The 15958-nt window shown below is 73.3% G+C and carries 17 protein-coding genes and 1 tRNA gene; 8 read left to right on the top strand and 10 right to left on the bottom strand.

The genetic code is table 11. The annotated features are described in order from the left end of the window. Nucleotides 1-19: 19 nt before the first annotated feature. Entirely contained in the window at nt 20-688 is a 669-nt protein-coding gene (locus tag ACFPFQ_RS21680) for a TVP38/TMEM64 family protein (RefSeq protein ID WP_379621587.1), read from the top strand. Between the two features lie 9 nt (nt 689-697). On the opposite strand, the gene ACFPFQ_RS21675 is transcribed toward ACFPFQ_RS21680, so the two are convergent. Continuing rightward, nucleotides 698-773 (bottom strand) — tRNA-Leu (locus tag ACFPFQ_RS21675). Nucleotides 774-875: 102 nt separating this feature from the next. Further along, nucleotides 876-1343, bottom strand: a complete 468-nt coding sequence (gene bcp, locus ACFPFQ_RS21670) for a thioredoxin-dependent thiol peroxidase (protein ID WP_379621585.1) — start codon at nt 1341-1343, stop codon at nt 876-878. Nucleotides 1344-1408: 65 nt separating this feature from the next. Here bcp and ACFPFQ_RS21665 point away from each other — a divergent pair, with 65 nt between their 5' ends. Continuing rightward, a complete protein-coding gene (locus ACFPFQ_RS21665; RefSeq protein WP_379621798.1) occupies nt 1409-1630 on the top strand; it encodes a DUF3618 domain-containing protein in 222 nt (73 codons plus the stop codon). Nucleotides 1631-1662: 32 nt separating this feature from the next. Here the strand turns inward: ACFPFQ_RS21665 and ACFPFQ_RS21660 are convergent, their stop codons facing one another. From ACFPFQ_RS21660 to ACFPFQ_RS21650, 3 genes are all read right to left on the bottom strand, one after another. Then, on the bottom strand, nt 1663-2880 hold the full coding sequence (locus ACFPFQ_RS21660) for an NAD(P)/FAD-dependent oxidoreductase (protein ID WP_379621583.1): 1218 nt from the start codon (nt 2878-2880) through the stop codon (nt 1663-1665). Between the two features lie 65 nt (nt 2881-2945). Continuing rightward, nucleotides 2946-3725, bottom strand: coding sequence for a SigB/SigF/SigG family RNA polymerase sigma factor (locus ACFPFQ_RS21655; RefSeq protein WP_379621581.1), 780 nt, complete (start codon nt 3723-3725; stop codon nt 2946-2948). Further along, a complete protein-coding gene (locus ACFPFQ_RS21650; protein ID WP_379621579.1) occupies nt 3722-4162 on the bottom strand; it encodes an ATP-binding protein in 441 nt (146 codons plus the stop codon). Before ACFPFQ_RS21650 ends, ACFPFQ_RS21655 begins: the two co-directional genes overlap by 4 nt. Nucleotides 4163-4571: 409 nt before the next feature. Here ACFPFQ_RS21650 and ACFPFQ_RS21645 point away from each other — a divergent pair, with 409 nt between their 5' ends. Continuing rightward, the gene (locus tag ACFPFQ_RS21645; protein ID WP_379621577.1) at nt 4572-5207 is read left to right on the top strand and encodes a hypothetical protein; all 636 of its coding nucleotides are present in this window, start codon (nt 4572-4574) and stop codon (nt 5205-5207) included. A 45-nt stretch (nt 5208-5252) separates the two neighbouring features. On the opposite strand, the gene ACFPFQ_RS21640 is transcribed toward ACFPFQ_RS21645, so the two are convergent. The 5 genes from ACFPFQ_RS21640 to ACFPFQ_RS21620 form a co-directional block, all read right to left on the bottom strand. Then, on the bottom strand, nt 5253-5546 hold the full coding sequence (locus ACFPFQ_RS21640) for a WhiB family transcriptional regulator (protein ID WP_379621575.1): 294 nt from the start codon (nt 5544-5546) through the stop codon (nt 5253-5255). A 127-nt stretch (nt 5547-5673) separates the two neighbouring features. Beyond that, a complete protein-coding gene (locus ACFPFQ_RS21635; RefSeq protein WP_379621573.1) occupies nt 5674-6084 on the bottom strand; it encodes an anti-sigma factor antagonist in 411 nt (136 codons plus the stop codon). A gap of 115 nt (nt 6085-6199) precedes the next feature. Further along, on the bottom strand, nt 6200-8017 hold the full coding sequence (selB, locus tag ACFPFQ_RS21630; protein ID WP_379621571.1) for a selenocysteine-specific translation elongation factor: 1818 nt from the start codon (nt 8015-8017) through the stop codon (nt 6200-6202). Next, entirely contained in the window at nt 8005-9396 is a 1392-nt protein-coding gene (gene selA, locus ACFPFQ_RS21625) for an L-seryl-tRNA(Sec) selenium transferase (RefSeq protein ID WP_379621569.1), read from the bottom strand. The genes selB and selA overlap by 13 nt, the downstream gene beginning before the upstream one ends. 21 nt (nt 9397-9417) lie before the next feature. After that, nucleotides 9418-10158 carry a hypothetical protein gene (locus tag ACFPFQ_RS21620; RefSeq protein WP_379621567.1) on the bottom strand — a complete coding sequence of 247 codons (741 nt, stop codon included), beginning with the start codon at nt 10156-10158 and terminating at the stop codon, nt 9418-9420. 120 nt (nt 10159-10278) lie between these two features. Between ACFPFQ_RS21620 and selD the strand changes: the two genes are divergently transcribed. The 5 genes from selD (at nt 10279) to ACFPFQ_RS21595 (ending at nt 15891) form a co-directional block, all read left to right on the top strand. Beyond that, entirely contained in the window at nt 10279-11310 is a 1032-nt protein-coding gene (gene selD, locus ACFPFQ_RS21615; protein ID WP_379621796.1) for a selenide, water dikinase SelD, read from the top strand. 28 nt (nt 11311-11338) lie between these two features. Beyond that, a complete protein-coding gene (locus ACFPFQ_RS21610) occupies nt 11339-12445 on the top strand; it encodes a PLP-dependent cysteine synthase family protein (protein WP_379621565.1) in 1107 nt (368 codons plus the stop codon). A gap of 183 nt (nt 12446-12628) precedes the next feature. Beyond that, nucleotides 12629-14071 carry an alkaline phosphatase PhoX gene (locus ACFPFQ_RS21605; RefSeq protein WP_379621563.1) on the top strand — a complete coding sequence of 481 codons (1443 nt, stop codon included), beginning with the start codon at nt 12629-12631 and terminating at the stop codon, nt 14069-14071. 120 nt (nt 14072-14191) lie between these two features. Beyond that, entirely contained in the window at nt 14192-14668 is a 477-nt protein-coding gene (locus ACFPFQ_RS21600) for a PH domain-containing protein (protein WP_379621561.1), read from the top strand. Beyond that, entirely contained in the window at nt 14665-15891 is a 1227-nt protein-coding gene (locus tag ACFPFQ_RS21595) for a PH domain-containing protein (protein ID WP_379621559.1), read from the top strand. Before ACFPFQ_RS21600 ends, ACFPFQ_RS21595 begins: the two co-directional genes overlap by 4 nt. The last annotated feature ends 67 nt before the right edge of the window (nt 15892-15958 follow it).

Raw genomic sequence — 15958 nt, 5'->3', positions numbered from 1 at the left:
AGCCGGTACCGTCACAGGGGTGCAGGTGCAGTGGGGTCGCGTCGCGGCCGGGTTCGGAGCGATCGTGGTCGTGGCGCTCGTCGGTGTGGCGCTCGTGCTCTCCGGCGGCATCGACGACGTGCGCAGGCTCGTGGCCGATGCCGGGTTCTGGGCCCCGCTGATCTTCGTGCTGCTCCACGTCGTGATCACGATCGGGCCGGTCCCGCGCACCGCCTTCACCGTGGCGGCAGGCGTGCTCTTCGGGTCCGCCACCGGCCTGGTGCTCGCGATGGTCTCCACGATGATCGCGGCGGCCGCGGCGTTCTGGCTGGTGCGGCTGGCGGGCGGCCCGTTCGTGGAGCGCCATGCCCACCGCTCCGGCGTGGCCTGGCTGCGGGCCCGGCTCGACCGCAGCGGCCTGCTGGCGATGATCTCGTTGCGGATGATCCCGGCCGTGCCGTTCTCGGTGATGAACTACGCGTCCGGGTTGTCCGGAGTGCGATTCCGCTACTTCCTCATCGGCACGCTGGTCGGAACGCTGCCCGGCACCGTGGCCGTGGTGGTGCTGGGTGACGCCGTGACGGGCGGGCAGCCGCCGCTGGCGATGCTGCTCACGTCGGTCGCCGGGGGCGTGATCGGGGTGGCCGGGTCGCTGGTGGCGGCCCGGCGACCGGTCGAGCCGGAGCCCGAACCGGAGCCGGTGCTCTGACGATCGGGGTGGTGCCGGCGACGGGAGTCGAACCCGCACTGTCTCGGACCTAAACCGAGCCTCTCTGCCGTTGGAGTACGCCGGCGTTCTTGCATTTGCTGCAACCGCGCCTCCGTGAGCGCTGACAGCCAGGACCGAGGATACGGAAGTCCTCGCGCCGGTTGCAGCCGTGGTCGCGAGCAGCTGCTCAGATCTTGAGGTCCTTGCGCAGCTTCGCCACGTGCCCGGTGGCACGCACGCCGTACTGCGCCACCTCGATCTTGCCGTCGGCGTCGACGACGAACGTGGAGCGGATCACGCCGACCACCGTCTTGCCGTACATCTTCTTCTCGCCGAACACGCCCCAGGCGTCGAGGACCTCCTTCTCCGGGTCCGACAGCAGCGGGAACGTCAGTCCCTCGGCGTCGCGGAACTTCGCGAGCTTGGTCGGCTTGTCCGGGGAGATGCCGATGACGTCGAGGCCCGCCGTGCCGAACTCGGCGAGGTTGTCGCGGAAGTCGCAGGCCTGCTTGGTGCAGCCCGGGGTGCTCGCGGCCGGGTAGAAGTAGACGACGACGCGGCGGCCGCGGTACTCCGAGAGGGACACCGGCTTGCCGTCGGCGTCGGGGAGGGTGAAGTCGGGGGCCGGGTCGCCGGCGGTCAGGCGGGTGCTCATGCCCGCGATCCTTCCACGTGATCTACGGTGTTGGCCTGCACATCCACCAGTCGTCAGGAGGCGTCGTGGCGCGCGACCCGGAGACCATCCAGCGCGAGATCGAGAAGACGAGGGACGCACTGGCCGCCAACCTCGACGTGCTGAGCGATCGAGCCAACCCGAAGCGGCTCGTGGATTCTGGCAAGGAGTCCGTCCAGGCCAAGCTGGCCGATCCGAAGATCAAGTACGGCCTCATCGCCGTGGGAGCGCTGGTGGCGTTCGCCCTGCTCCGCAAGCTGTTCCGCTAAGGGTCTGCGCTGAGAGTTGCGCTGACGAAGCGCTACCGGTTGCTGAGCGCCGCCGCGGTCTCGAGGACCGTGGCGCGCTCGGCACCTGCTGCGACGAGCGGGCGGTAGCGGGCCACGAACCGGGCGGCCCCGAACCCGGCCACCGCCATCAGCCGGTCGCCTGCGAAGAAGCCTGCCACGGTGCCGCGCAGCGGGCCGCCGGTCATGCCCTCGCCGTGCAGCGCGGTCACGTCGTCGGCCAGGTCCGACCGCCCGATCAGCTGAATCTTGAGCCCGAACTGGTCGGACCAGAAGTACGGCACGGTCGGCTGGGGCGGGTCGGCACCGAGGATGTCCCGGGCCACGACCGTGGCCTGGTCGCCTGCGCTGGTCCAGTGCTCGTGGCGGTGGCGGTCGCCGTACACGGCGTCCTCCCAGCAGGCGACGTCGCCGACGGCCCACACGCCGTCGAGGCCGTGGACGCGACCGCTGGCGTCGCAGGGGATGCCGTTGCCGAGGTCGATACCGGTGTCGGCGAGCCAGTCGACGTGCGGCGTGCCGCCGATGCCGACCACGCAGGCGTCGGCCTCGAAGGTGCGCCCGTCCTCGAGCGCGACGGCCACCCGCTCGCCCGCGTCGAGGAACCCGGTGAGGCGAACGCCGGTGTGCAGGTCGACGCCGCCCTCGGTCATCAGGCGGGCGGCCAGCGCGCCCAGCACCGGTCCGAGCGCGCGGCCCGACGGCACGTCCATCGCCTCGAGGACGGTGACGGCGACACCGCGGGCGACGGCGGCGCTCGCGACCTCGGCGCCGATGAACCCGCCGCCGATCACGAGCAGCGAGCCGATCTTCTCGAGCGTGGTGCGCAGCGCGAGCGCGTCGTCGAGGGTGCGCAGGGTGCAGGCCGCGGCCGGCTGGCCGGGCAGGGTGCGGGCGACCACGCCGGTGGCGAGGACGATGGCGTCGCTGTGCAGGGAGGCGCCGTCGGACAGCTCGATCTCGCCCGGTCGCAGTGCCACGGCCCGCAGGCCCAGGTAGGTGCGCACGCCGAGCTCGTCGAGGGCCTCGAGGGAGCGGAGGACGATGCGCTCGGGCTCCCAGTCGCCGGTGAGCACCTGCTTGGACAGCGGCGGCCGGTCATACGGAGCGTGGATCTCCGCGCCGACCAGGCTGATCCGGCCCTGGTACCCGGCCGAACGCAGTTGTTCGGTGGTGCGCAGGCCGGCGAGGCCGGCTCCGACCACCAGAACGTGCTCCGGCTGTCCTGCCACGGAGGCCTCCTCTTCACCAGGTCCGGCCCCGGGCAGGGGTCGTCGACAACCATCCTGACTGACCGTCAGGCGTCGCGCGTCTCCGGGTCGAGCCGGGTGCGGAGCCGGTCGAGCGTGCGGGCCAGCAGCCGGGAGACGTGCATCTGCGAGATGCCGACCTGGTCGGCGATCTGCGTCTGTGTCAGGTTGCCGAAGAACCGCAGCAGCACGATCGTGCGTTCGCGCTCGTCGAGCTCGGCGAGCAGCGGGCGCAGGGCCTGGCGGAACTCGACCTGGTCGAGCGCGGCGTCGGCCTCCCCGACGAGCTCGCCGACGGTGGCGCTGCCCTGCTCGGACGAGAGCATCTCGTCGAGGGAGGAGCTGCGGTAGGCCTCGGAGGCCTCGAGCCCCTCCAGCACCTCCGCTACGGGGACGCCGAGCTGCTCGGCGATCTCGCTGGGCCGCGGGGCCCGGCCCAGCCGCTGTGCCAGGTCGGGGACGACGCCGTTGATCGAGACGTGCATGTCCTTGAGCCGCCGCGGTACGCGCATCGACCAGCCGAGGTCGCGGAAGTGCCGGCGCACCTCGCCGCTGATGGTGGGCACCGCGAAGGAGAGGAAGTCGCTGCCGCGCTCGGGGGAGAACCGGTCGACGGCGTTGATGAGCCCGACCGTGGCGACCTGAACCAGGTCATCGATGGGCTCGCCGCGGCCGCTGAACCGGCGCGCGATGTGCTGCGCGACAGGCAGGAAACCGGTGACGAGCTCGTCTCGCAACGCCTCACGGCGTGGGTCGTTCGCATCGAGTGCGGCGTGCTGCTCCAGCAGCGGGACGAGATGGCCGTACTCGGAGTCGGCTCCCGTCACCGGGTGGGTTCGCCAGCGCGCTTGTCGAGGCGGATGCCGACCGTGGGGCCGTGGCCGTCGGAACTCGGGGTGCTGTGGGTCTCCACGTCGTCGGCCAGTGTCTGGAGCACGCGCCAGCCGAACGTGTCGGTGGAGACGGCGGCATCGGCGCGTCCGGCCTGGACCTCGACGTGCACCTCGATGCGTTCCGGGCGGACCAGGAACGTGCAGCGCAACGTGGCGCGCGCGGCGGCGACGTCGACCAGCGTGGCGCAGGCCTCGTCGACGGCCATGCGCAGATCGGAGATCGCGTCGAGGTCGAAGTCGGCTCGGGCGGCGAGATCGGAGGCGACGGCCCTGATGGTCGGGATCAGGGCGGCGTTAGCCGACGTCCGGACCTCCACGGTCGACACCCCGTCGAACGTGTCGGTGGATGAGGGGAAGTCCAGGTCGGGCACGTCGACGGAGTTCCTTCCGGGAGTGGGGGGAGCGGGGGCCGGGCGTGGCGCTGCGTCTGCTGGGGGACTTTACCGCCCCGATGGCATTCGCTGGTGATGGGCGATCGACTTCGGTTCGCGCGGGCCGTGACGGGCCGGTCGGCGGCGCCGATCGGTTCGGGTCCGAGGTGTGGTGGACCGGTCGGGGACACATCGTGGCTGTTCACGGCGGATGGGTGCGACCGGCGGTGTCGTCCACGATGGACCCTGGGCGGACCTTGGCTACCGGCCGGTAGATCGGCCACTCACGGACCAGGGAGCGCCGTTCGTCGTTCGCATCCGCCGGAACGGGACGGCCGGTATGGGGGCAAGGGTTGACTTCGATCAGGAACGAGCGCCTCTGGGGCGAGGCGTCAAGGGGGACGTGTAGATGGTCGCGGCACCGGAGACGTGCATCTCCGCGCCAGCAGTCACCTCTGCGGCCGGCATTCCGGCAGCGCGGGTGCGGCGCAGGCGCGCCGTAGCGGTGGCCGTGAGCGCCATGGAGTTGTTGCGCCCGAGCTCCGATCTGGCCCGGTTGGCCGAGAGCTTCGACGAGTTCGACCTGCTCGTGGCCGCTGCCGATCGCAGCACGGCTGCGCCCGGTGCGGTGGGCGTGCTCGGCTCCACCGTCGCGGTGCGCATCGAGGACCTCGCTGACGACGAGGGCGACGACGGCGAGGACGCCGACCTCGAAGATGATGATGATGACGACGCCATCGATGACATCGACGAGGTCGCCGACGGGGTAGCCCGGCTGGGTCTGCCACAGCTGCACCTGCATCGGCTCGGCCTGCCCGCGCCGCTGGATCCCGCGGCGGGCAGCGACCTCGTGGCCGCGATGAGCGAACTGGTCGGGTTCGATCCGGAGCCCGGTGTCTACTGCCTCGCTCCGGCGGCGTTCCCGCCGGATCCGGCCCGCGAGGTCGTCATCGCCGCGGCACAACGGATCGCGCGCGTCTATGGCGTCCCCCTGTTGCGCTATCGGTGCATGGAACTCTCGGTGGTGGCCGAGAGCTCCGCCTGACGATCGTCGGGGGCTCACGCTCGTCGAGGCCCGGCACTCGTCGGGTCAGCTCGCGATCGCGATGCCCTGGCGCTCGAGGATCATCCGGCGCTCGGCCTCTGCCATGCCACCCCAGACGCCGAAGGGCTCGCGGGTGCGCAGGGCGAACTCGCGGCACTGTTCGAGCACCGGGCAACGCCGGCAGACCTGCTTGGCCTGTTCGGTGCGGCGGGCGCGCGAGGGGTTGCGCTCGCCGTCCGGGTGGAAGAAGACGCCGCTGTCCATGCCCCGGCAGGAGCCGAGCCGCTGCCACTGCCATTCGAAGTCCATCGGGCCGGGGAGCCGCGAGACGTCGCTCATGGGATGTCACCTCTTGTCCGCTCGTGCCCAGGGCCACTGGGCGCTTGCGGACGGGTCCCCCGGGGCGACTGCCGCCAAACACGCAGGCAGCACTCATTCCGGTGTGACGTGCATCACTCCGAGGAGCTCAGGCGGGAGCCAGCGCGTCGCCCAGGGTGTCGTGGATGTCGAACATCGGGATCAGTCCGGCGATCGTCAGCGGCCGCAGCACCCGCCGCGCGTTGCAGGCCAGCCGCAGCGTGACGCCGGCCGCGATCGCCGCATCCCGCATCTCGACGAGGACCGCGAGCCCGCTGGTGCCCAGGAACGAGATGCCGTCCAGCGACAGGACCACGAGCTCGGCACCCGCGGTGTCCAGCTGCTCGAGCACGACCGTGCGGAGCTGCGGGGAGGTGAGCATGTCGACCTCGCCGCCGACCGCCACCACGATCCGGCCCTCCGACGCGGTGTGCACCCCGAGTGAGATCTGGTCGTCGGGATCCTCAGCGCGGCGGGCCGACGCTGAGGTGGTGGCGGTGTTCCTGGCGGTCTCGGACATCGACGCCACCGTAAGGGTCCCGGGCCCGCTGTGCCACCGCAGGCAAGAATGGGGCACCCGCAGGCAAGAATGGAGCCCCCGCAGGCAAGAATGAGCACCGCCGGTAGGAAACAGCTCAGGGCAGCAGGCGGTGTCCGCCGTCGGGCGTGCGAGCGGAGCGTCCGGTCCTGGCCAGCAGCTCCAGCAGCGGAACCGCGACGCGCCTGCTGGTGTGCAGGGCCTGCCTGGCCGCGCTCAGGGTGAACTCGGGGCCCAGTCCGGCCAGCACCTGGACGGCCTGCTCGTCGGCGCCGGGCAGCAGCACGACGTCCTCGGTGAGGCGCAGCAGCTCACCCGCCTTGACGAGTGCGGCCAGCTGGCGCGGGCCCAGCCCGAGCTCGGCGAGGCGGGCCGACTCGGGCGCGGCGAAGGGGTCGCGACCGAGGTCGGCGTGCAGTGCTGTCAGAGCGCCCTGCAGGGTGGCGGGCGGGCCGTCCGGGCCGGGTCGCATCACGCGGCCGCCCTGCAGCACCAGTCCGGTGCCGGCGGGGCCGGCATGGCGCAGGACGGTGTCGACCAGGCGGGGCTCGGGCAGCCCGACGGCGCGCCGGGCGGCCTGCACCGGCAGGCCCGGGTCCAGCGGATCGGTCGCATCGTGGGCCGCGACGGCCGCAGCCAGCTCCCCGGCGACGGCGACCGCGTGGGCGGGGTCGAGCAGCCAGCCGGCGGCGCCGGGAGTCCCGGTGCGGGCCAGCGCGTCCAGATCGGCCGCGGGAACGCCCATCGCCGTCAGGTCGGTGCGGCGGGCGAGGCGCCGCCGCCGCAGCTCCGCGGCCGCGTCGGGGGTCCCGGTCATCGAGGCCAGCTCGGTGGCCCGGCGCGCGGCCGCGCCCCGGCGGCGCAGCGGTGGCGGGGCGACGTCGAGCACGGTGATGCCCGCCGACACCCGGCGGCGGCCCGGGTCGCGGAGCACGGCGGCGTCCCCGATGCGCAGCGGGAGCGGCCTGCGCAGCTGCAGGCGGGCGGTGTCGGTGCCCAGCGGGCGCACGCGAACGCCGACGGCGGCGGCGCCGATGTGCAGCTGCAGCTCGGTGGGCAGGTCCGCCACGTCGGGGGCGGTGCCGCGGACCGCCCGGAGCCGCACGTCGACGGTGTCGGTGGGCTGCCAGGCACCCGGCGTGAGCAGCACGTCGCCGCGGGAGACGGCCTCCAGCGCGACGCCGCGCAGGTTGACCGCGACCCGGCTGACCCCGCGGGCCTGCGTGACGGCGGCACCGAGGCTCTGCAGGCCGCGCACGGCGACCCGGCGGGTGCCGTCGGCGGTGGCGAGGTCCAGCTCGTCGTCGACGCGGAGCCGCCCCTGTGCCAGCGTGCCGGTGACCACCGTGCCTGCGCCCCGGATCGTGAACGCGCGGTCCACCCACAGCCGCACGTCCGCGGTGGTGGAGCCGGCCGGCAGCTGCGTGGCGAGTGCCTCGAGCGCTGCGCGCAGCTGTGCCATCCCGGCGCCGGTCGCGGCCGACACCGCGACGGCCGGCACGTCGGCCAGCGGCGTGCCGGCGAGGTGCTCGCGGGCGTCGTCGAGGGCGAGCTCGGGGTCCATCAGGTCGCTGCGCGAGATCACCAGGAGGCCGTGGCGGACACCGAGCGCCGTGAGCGCGTCGAGGTGCTCGCCGGACTGCGGCATCCAGCCCTCGTCCGCGGCCACGACCAGCAGCACCGCCGGGACCGGGCCGACCCCGGCGAGCATGGTGGTGACGAACCGTTCGTGGCCGGGGACGTCGACGAACGCGATCGTGGCGCCGGACTCCAGGGTGGTCCACGCGAAGCCGAGGTCGATCGTCATGCCGCGGCGGCGCTCCTCGGCGAAGCGGTCGGGCTCCATGCCCGTCAGTGCTCGCACCAGTGTGGACTTGCCGTGGTCGACGTGGCCCGCGGTGGCTAGGACGTGCACGGGCCGCCGCTCGGGATGGCAGGAGGGACGCCCTGCTGACGTTGAGCGTCAGGAAGGACGCCCTCCTGACGTCCGGCGACCGCCAGCACCGCCGCCGCCAACACCGCATCGGACTCCGGCGCCAGCGCGCGCAGGTCGAGCAGGCAGCGGCCGTGTTCGGTGCGGCCCAGCACGGCCGGATCCCCCGCGCGCAGGGCGGCGGCGTACCGCTCGGGCAGCGCCACGGCGGCGCTGGGCAGCACCACCCCCGGCGCCCCGCCGCCACCGACGGTCGACGCGGTGTCGCAGGCCGTCGCCTCGACGCCCGCGGCCCGCAACCGGGCTACCAGCCGCTCGGCCCGCGCCCGCAGCTGATCGGTGGTGACCTCCAGCGCCAGCCGGACCGGCGGCAGCGGGCCGAGCAACGTGGCCTCGAACGCGGCGAGCGTCAGCTTGTCGACGCGCATCGCCCTGGCCAGCGGGTGCCGGCGGATCCGCCCGACCAGCTCCGCCCCGGCCCCGGCCGCGCCGAGCAGCAGCCCGGCCTGCGGGCCGCCGAGCAGCTTGTCGCCCGACGCCGTGACGAGGGTGGCGCCGGTGGCGAGCGCGGTGGCGGCGTCCGGTTCGGCCGGTAGCAGCGGGTGCGGGGTGAGCAGCCCGGAGCCGATGTCGACGACGAGTGGCACCCCGAGGTCGGCCAGCTCGTCGAGCTCGCAGGAGCGGGTGAACCCGCTGACCACGAAGTTGGACGGGTGGACCTTGAGCACGAACGCCGTGTCCGCGCCGATCGCGGCGGCGTAGTCGGCGCGGCTGACGCGGTTGGTGGCGCCGACCTCGCGCAGCCGCGCCCCGGTGGACGTCAGTAGGTCGGGGATGCGGAAGCCGTCGCCGATCTCGACGAGCTCGCCGCGAGCGATCACGATCTCGCGCCCGAAGGCCAGCGTCGAGGCGACCAGCGCGAGCGCGGCGGCCCCGTTGTTGACGATGTGGGCCGCACCCGCGCCCGGGACGGCGCCCAGCAGCGCGGCGATCGCGGCGCTGCCGCGCGGCCCGCGGCCGCCGGTGGCCAGGTCCAGCTCGACGTCGCAGGTGCCCGCGGCGAGCTCCACTGCGGCGCGAGCGGCCGCCGACAGCGGGGCCCGGCCGAGGTTCGTGTGCAGCAGCACGCCGGTGGCGTTGAGCACGGGGCGCAGGTCGGTGGCGGCGGCCGGCAGCGCGGCGAGCACGGCGTCGACGACCTGATCGGTCGGCAGCTCGCCACGCCGGGACCGGTTCTGCGCGTCGACGACGGCGGCCTTCACCCGGACGCGGCCCAGCCGCTGCACCGCGTCCGCCACCCGTGGCTCGGCCAGCAGCGTGTCGGTGCGGGGGACGTGCCGCCGGGGATCGACCCTGGTCACCCCGGCAGCGTAGCGACCCGGCTACTTCGCGGCGGCGTTCGTGCCCAGCTCGGCACCCAGCAGCGTGTGCAGCCGGGCCATCTCGCCCCGGACGCCCTCGTGCAGGCCGTCGATGCGGCGCAGCTCCTGGTCGGCGGCCTCGCGGCGGCGGCGCGTCTCCTGCTCGCTGCGGTGCCGGACCTCCTCCGCGCGGCTCTGGGCCTCGGTCACCAGCTGGTCGGCGTTGTGCTGCGCGTCGTCGGCGATGCGGGCGGCCTCCTCGCGGGCGCCGGTGAGGGTGGCCGCAGCCTGCTGCTCGCGCTCCTGCAGGGCGACGTTGCGCTGCGCGGCCTCCTGGTCCAGCTCCGCGGAGCGGGCGATCAGGGCCTGCTCCACCTCGTGGCGATGGCGCTCGGCGTCGGCGCGGGCCTGCTCGACGAGCGCGGTGGCCTCGTTGGCGGCGCGGTTGCGGACGTCCGCGGCCTCGTGCTCGGCCAGGCGCAGGATCTTCTCGGCCCGGAAGCCGAAGCTCTCCTGGGAGATCGCCGGCGTGTTCTCCGAGGCCTGCGCGCGGGCGTTGCGCAGCTCGCCCTCGGTGGCGCGGGCGTGCTGCTCGGCGGCCTGGCGGGCCGACTCCGCTGCGGCGAGCCGTTCGCGCAGCTCCCGCAGCTGGGCATCCACCTGGTCGCGGTCGTAGCCACGCCGGACGAGGTCGAACGAGTTGCCGGCGGGAGAGGGAATGCCATTGGTCTGAACGGGGCTCTGCGCGGGCGTGATTGTCACGTTCGGTAGCTTCTTCGCCCGAACGAGTGCGCAACCATCCGCAATCGCCCGGCGGACGGTCTCATGCGGTGAGCGCACGCGCGTCCGGCATAGGGTGCTGGCGTGTCGTCCACAGCTCCGATCCGAACCCCAACGACCCGAACCCTGACGCAGTTCAGCCACGGCGCCGGTTGCGGGTGCAAGCTCGCGCCCGGCCTGCTCGCCGACGTGCTGCGCACTCTCGTTCCCTCGACGAATCCGGATCTGCTCGTCGGCACCGAGACCGGTGACGACGCCGCCGTCTGGCGCCTCGACGCCGACCGCGCACTCGTCGCCACCACCGACTTCTTCACCCCGGTCGTCGACGACCCGCGCACCTGGGGCCGCATCGCCGCCCAGAACGCGGCCTCGGACGTCTACGCGATGGGCGGGCGGCCGCTGTTCGCGCTCAACCTGGTGGCGTGGCCGTCCACGGAGCTGCCGATGGCGATGCTGGCCGAGGTGCTCGCGGGCGGTGCCGAGATCGGTGCCGAGGGCGGGTTCGCCGTGGTCGGCGGGCACAGCGTCGATGACCCGGAACCCAAGTACGGCCTCGCCGTGGTCGGTGAGGTGCATCCGGACCGCATCCTCACCAACGCCGGTCTGCGCGACGGCGACGTGCTGGTGCTCACCAAGGCGCTCGGTGTCGGCATCGCCACCACGGCGATCAAGGCCGGCACGGCGCCTGCGGCGTTGCAGGACGCCGCGGTGGCGTCGATGGTCGCCAGCAACGCGGCTGCGGCGGCCGCTGCGCTGCGGGCCGGTGCCACCGGCTGCACCGACGTCACGGGGTTCGGGCTGCTGGGGCACCTGATGAAGATGGCCGCCGCGTCGGGCGTCGACGCCGCGATCGACGTGGCCGCGGTGCCGTTCCTGTCCGGGGTCCGGGAGCTGGCCGCCGGCGGCACGGTGCCCGGCGGCACGCGGCGCAACCGGGACTGGGTCGCTCCCGCCGTCGACGTCGGGGCGTTCGGTGAGCTGGAGGCCCTGTTGCTCGCCGACGCGCAGACCTCCGGCGGGCTGCTGTTCGGCGCTGCGCCCGACCGGGCCGCCGCGGCGGTGGCCGAGCTGGGCGGGGTCGCGGCCGTGATCGGTCGGGTCCGCACCGGCACCGGCCGCATCACCCTGCACTGACCACCACCCGGCGGGTTAGCGTCACGTTGTGGCTGAACCCGTCGACCGGACCTGTGACCGCACCCGCGCCTGGGTGAACGAGGCGATCCGGCTCGTCGAGGCCGACGCCAACCGCTCGGCCGACACGCACCTGCATGCGTTCCCGATGCCGCCCGAGTGGGGCGTGGACGTCTACCTCAAGGACGAGTCGGTGCACCCCACCGGCAGCCTCAAGCACCGGCTGGCGCGCTCGCTGTTCCTGTATGCGCTGGCCAACGGCTGGATCGTCGGCGGCACCACGGTGGTGGAGGCGTCCTCGGGCTCGACGGCGGTCTCCGAGGCCTACTTCGCCCGGCTGATCGGCGTGTCGTTCGTGGCGGTGATGCCGCGCTCCACGAGTCCCGAGAAGATCGCGCTGATCGAGCGCTACGGCGGGAAGTGCCACTTCGTCGACCGCGCCCCCGAGATCTACGCCGAGGCGCAGCGGCTGGCCGACGACACCGGCGGCCACTACATGGACCAGTTCACCTACGCCGAGCGGGCCACCGACTGGCGGGGCAACAACAACATCGCGGAGTCGATCTTCAGCCAGCTCTCGCTGGAGCGCTACCCCATCCCGGAGTGGGTCGTGATGAGCGCCGGCACGGGCGGCACGTCGGCCACGATCGGGCGCTACCTGCGCTACCGCCGCCACGACACGCGGCTGGCCGTTGTCGACCCGGAGAACTCGGCGTTCTTCCCCGGCTGGGTCACCGGCGCCGCCGACTACGCCACCGGGATGCCCTCCCGCATCGAGGGCATCGGCCGTCCGCGCATGGAGCCCAGCTTCGTGCCGAGCGTGATCGACCTGATGATCCCGGTGCCCGACGCCGCGAGCGTGGCCGCCACGCGCCACCTGCGGGACGTGACGGGCCGCTGGGCGGGCGGGTCCACCGGCACCAACCTCTGGGGCGTCTGGCACCTGGTGGCCCGGATGCGGGCGGCGGGGACGCGCGGCAGCATCGTCACGCTCATCTGCGACGGCGGCGAGCGCTACCAGCACAGCTACTACGACGACGACTGGGTGGCGAGCAAGGGCATGGACCTCGCGCCCTACACGGCGACCCTGGAGCGGTTCTTCGCGACGGGGGAGTGGGCACCGCCGGAGAACCCCTGAACGGGGCCGGGCTCGACCTGGGAGAGTGCGGTGTTGGTCGTATTCGCCGCTGATGACTCGTCTGACTGATCGGTCCCGTTCGCCCGCCGTTCACCGATCCGTCGTCCTGATCGGGGACGGTGACGCCCGGCCACCACCCGGTCGAGTGAACCTCGGCCGGCCCGTGCACGGAACGGAGAACACGTGAGCGAGCTCGCGAGCCGCACAGCGGAGCCCGGCAAGACCGAACCCGACGGCCTGTCCCGGCGGGGCTTCCTGCAGCGCAGCGCCGCTGCGGGCGCCGGCGTGATGCTGATCGGCAGCACCGAGATGCTGATCACCGCGCCGGCCGCGGCCGCGGCGCCGCAGCAGGCCGGCTACGGCCCGCTCGTGGCCGACCCGGCACAGCGACTGGCGCTGCCGAAGGGCTTCGGCTACACGCTGGTGTCGGAGGCGGGTGCCACGATGCTGGACTCGGGCGAGCCGACGCCGCGCAACCACGACGGCACAGGAGCCTTCTCGCGCCGCGGCGGCGGCACCGTGCTGGTCACCAACCACGAGATCCGCGACCCGTTCGGCACCGACCTACCCGTGCCGCACCACGACGGCCTCACCTACGACCCGGGCGCTGCCGGCGGGTGCACCGTGGTCCAGGTCGACCGCGACGGCAAGCGGCTCGGCGAGACCGTCGGCGTCGCCGGCACCGCCACCAACTGCGCGGGCGGCGTCACGCCGTGGGACACCTGGCTCACCTGCGAGGAGATCGACGCGCTCGCCGGCAAGGACGGCTTCCAGAAGGACCACGGCTACGTCTTCGAGGTCGACCCCTACGACGCGGGCGCGAACGCCGACCCCCGGCCGATCAAGGCGCTGGGCCGGTTCGAGCACGAGGCCGCCGCCGTCGACCCGCACCTCGGCGACGTCTACCTCACGGAGGACTCCGCAGGACCCAACGGCCTGCTCTACCGCTGGAAGGCGCCGGAGAACTTCAACGGCAGGCGCGGCGGGTTCCGGAGGCTCGGAGCGACCGACGGCGTGCTCGCGGCGATGAAGGCCACCGACGGCGCCGGCAAGCACGTGCCGGACCTGTCGCTCGCGACGAAGACCGGCACCGTCTACCGGGTCGAGTGGGTCCCGGTGCCCGACCGCGACGGGCGCACCGTGGCCACCCGCAAGCAGTTCGCCGACGGTGACATCACGCGGGCCCGCAAGCTCGAGGGCGCGTGGTGGGACGGGCCGGGTGTCTACATCGTCTCGAGCTTCGCCCGCGCCGAGAGCCCGGTGGTGCACGACGGCCAGGTGTGGCTCTACGACCCGCGCCGGTCGACGCTCACGCTGAAGCTGCTGTTCACGAAGAACCCGGACCCGGCGCGCGACGGCGCCTTCGACGGTCCCGACAACATCAGCGTCTCGCCCTACGGTGGCGTGATCCTCGCCGAGGACGGTGAGGGCATCCAGCACCTCGTCGGCGCCACCCCGAGCGGCGCGACGTTCCCGATGGCACGCAACGACTTCGTCACGGCGAAGACGAAGAACGTGGAGTTCACGGGGCCGATCTACTCGCCGGACCGGAAGTTCCTCTTCGCCAACGTCCAGGAGCCGGGGTTCACGTTCGCGATCACGGGGCCGTGGCGCAACCAGCGGTAGCGCGGGTGGGCAATACCTCCTTCGGAGCAGACGAGACGTAAGGATGACGACGGGGGCGGACCTCTGCGCCATGGTGCAGAGGTAACTTCTGGATCTCTGACCACCGCGGCGACCGCACCGTTGCGGCTGCGGCCACCGCGGCACCCCGTCGACCGGCGCGCCATCACCTGGTGGCGGCTGCAGTCGGCGGGGTGGTGGCTGGCGCTGCTCGTCGTCGGCGGCGTCGGCCTGGTCATCTTCTCGCCGGCCTGGCTGGTGGTGCTGGATGTGGTGATCGCCGTGATCGGGCTCGCCGACGTCGCGGTGCTCCCGTCGATGCGCTACCGGCGGCACCGGTACGAGCCCACCGACCAGGCCGTCTACGTCCGCGACGGTGTGTTCGTCCAGGACTGGCGGGTGGCGCCGCTGTCGCGCGTGCAGACCGTCGACACCAAGCGGGGACCGCTGCAGCAGTGGCTGGGCCTGTCCACCGTCACGGTCACCACGGCGTCGACGGCCGGGGCGTTGAAGATCCACGGGCTGGACCGCGACGTGGCGGCCGAGCTGGTGGAGCGGCTGTCGGCGGCCACCGAGGACACCCCTGGCGACGCGACATGAGCCCGGACGTCACGGGGTCGGACATCAGGGAGTCGGGCGCCGCTGTTCCCGGCGTGGTCGCCGTGCCGGAGCAGGAATGGCTGCGGCTGCACCGCCGGTCGATCTGGGTGGCGCCGCTGCAGCCGCTGGCCGGGCTGCTGGTCACCGGCCTGCTGGTGATCACGTTCCGCGGCTGGGACGAGGTCGGTGTGGTCGAGCCGCTCATCGGCGTGGTTGTCGCGCTGGGCGCGTTCCTTCTCAGCGCCTGGTCCTGGGCCACCACCCGCTACCGCATCACGGGCACGCACGTCGAGATGCGCAGCGGGATGCTGGTGCGCAAGCACCGGGCCGTGGCGCGCGACCGGCTGCGCTCGGTCGACCTCACCGCCGACATCACGCACCGCGTCGCCGGGCTCGCGGTGGTGGTGATCGGCACCGGGCGCCAGGGCGGCGATGCCGATGACGAGGTCGAACTCGACTCGGTGGCGCGCGGCGAGGCGGAGCGGCTGCGCGAGATGCTGCTGGTGCGGCGGGGCCGGCCCGCTGGGACCGTTTCCGGCGTTGCTTCCGGTTCCGGCGGGGACCCGAACGCGCTGGCCTCCTTCGAGGCGAGCTGGCTGCGCCTGGCCCCGTTCTCGCTGCTCGGACTCGTCGCGGTGGGAGTGCTCCTCGCCGGTGCCACGCAGCTGCTCCGCACGGTCGGGGGCGACGAGGTCTTCGGCTCCGGTCCGGTGCAGGCGGCGTGGGACTGGGTCGTCGGCACGCCGGTGCCCACCGTCGTGATCGTCGCGCTCGCGGTCCTGCTGGTGCTCAACACCGTGCTGTCGACGGTGCTCTACGTCCTGTTCTACGGCGGGTACACGGTGCGCCGCGCCGACGACGGCACCCTGCGGATCGCCTACGGGCTGATCACCCACCGGTCGGTGGCCATCGAGGAGCGCAGGATCCGGGGCGTGCGCATGGATGAGCCGCTGATCCTGCGCCTCGGCGGCGGCGCGCGCCTACGGCTCGTCGCGGCCGGGCTGGGGGCCAAGGACGGCGACGGCGAGGAGAAGCAGGACAGCGACCTGCTCCTGCCCACCGCGCCGCGCGCGGTCGCCGACCGGGTCGTCGCCAGCGTGCTGGAGGTGCCGGTCGCGCCCGCCGCGGACGGCGTCCGGAGCCACCCGCTCGCGGCGCTGCGTGTGCTGCTGGTCCGCTGGGTCGGGGTGGCGCTGGTGCCGGCCGTCGTGCTGGAGCGCTGAGCGCGGCTGTCTTCGCACACCGTTGGGGGTCGTCGCACGCGTTCCAGGGTGTGCGAGCACCGGCGAA

The sequence above is a fragment of the Pseudonocardia sp. GCM10023141 genome (assembly GCF_042653605.1).
This window is presented reverse-complemented; position numbering and strand designations above follow the sequence as displayed.